The sequence below is a fragment of the Janthinobacterium sp. FT14W genome (genome assembly GCF_009208755.1).
In the GTDB taxonomy this organism is placed as follows: Bacteria; Pseudomonadota; Gammaproteobacteria; order Burkholderiales; family Burkholderiaceae_D; genus Janthinobacterium; species Janthinobacterium violaceinigrum.
On record NZ_WFLL01000122.1, the window covers coordinates 1 to 619 of the forward strand.

Below are 619 nucleotides of genomic sequence, written 5' to 3' on the forward strand. Positions count from 1 at the left end.
CGTGACTGGGGTGAAGTCGTAACAAGGTAGCCGTATCGGAAGGTGCGGCTGGATCACCTCCTTTCTAGAGTTTGCACGAACCGGGTAACTGGTTCACGCATCAAATGTTCACACTTATCGGCTGTTAATATAAAGAACAGCATTTGGGGCTGTAGCTCAGCTGGTTAGAGCACCGTGTTGATAACGCGGGGGTCGTTGGTTCGAGTCCAACCAGCCCTACCAGTTTCTGTAGTAAATCTCAGGGGGATTAGCTCAGCTGGGAGAGCACCTGCTTTGCAAGCAGGGGGTCGTCGGTTCGATCCCGTCATCCTCCACCAAAAGTTCAAACGTAAGTTGATCACAGCGGTGATTGAATTTAGGTTTGGTCTTTTCGAGACCAAGTGCTGTATGTTCTTTAACAATCTGGAAGAAGTAAAGATTATTTATTGATCGGTTTATCGTAAAACATAAATCGATGGGTAATGATTGTATGTATCAACAAACAAGCAACAGCGTTGTACTTTCTTATCCCTGTAGCGCTCTTTGATGACTTCGGTTATCAGAGGCTAACGTTATAGGGACAAGCGAATAAGTGCACATGGTGGATGCCTTGGCGATTACAGGCGATGAAGGACGTAGT

General features: G+C 46.4%; 2 tRNA genes and 1 rRNA gene. All 3 read left to right on the top strand.

Annotated elements, in window-relative coordinates:
• Nucleotides 1–64: ribosomal RNA gene (locus GCN74_RS28240) — 16S ribosomal RNA — on the top strand; the annotation flags it as partial.
• Between the two features lie 81 nt (nucleotides 65–145).
• Nucleotides 146–222: transfer RNA gene (locus GCN74_RS28245), tRNA-Ile, on the top strand.
• 19 nt (nucleotides 223–241) lie between these two features.
• Nucleotides 242–317 (top strand) — tRNA-Ala (locus tag GCN74_RS28250).
• The last annotated feature ends 302 nt before the right edge of the window (nucleotides 318–619 follow it).